General features: G+C 53.5%; 1 pseudogene. It reads left to right on the forward strand.

Going from position 1 to position 310, the window contains the following annotated elements:
* Nucleotides 1–283: pseudogene (locus EZM41_RS01215) on the forward strand (hypothetical protein); the annotation flags it as partial.
* Nucleotides 284–310 lie beyond the last annotated feature (27 nt).

A 310-nucleotide genomic window follows, 5' to 3' on the forward strand; every position in this document is an offset into this window, starting at 1 on the left:
TAGCCCAAATTTCATCGATGTAAGGCTGATCGATATGGACAAGGAGAAATGCGAGCGCCTGGCCCAAGAGCTGAAAAAGACCGTCGTATTGTGTGCCAGCGCCGACGATGAAGAGTTCGGGCGGGTGGAGATCCCGAGGGACATTCCTCGTGAGCGAATACTCCTGAGAGGGAGCGGCATGGTCTCGAACGGCGTATTGGAGAGTATGAGATTGTCTATGACCTCTTTGACCGAAGAGGAGGTGGAGTTCACTATCCTTCCCCAGCGCTCTTTCTTCATATAGGGAAGCACCTCCCGGATACTCCTCACG

This window comes from Acetomicrobium sp. S15 = DSM 107314, assembly GCF_016125955.1.
Classification (GTDB): Bacteria; Synergistota; Synergistia; order Synergistales; family Thermosynergistaceae; genus Thermosynergistes; species Thermosynergistes pyruvativorans.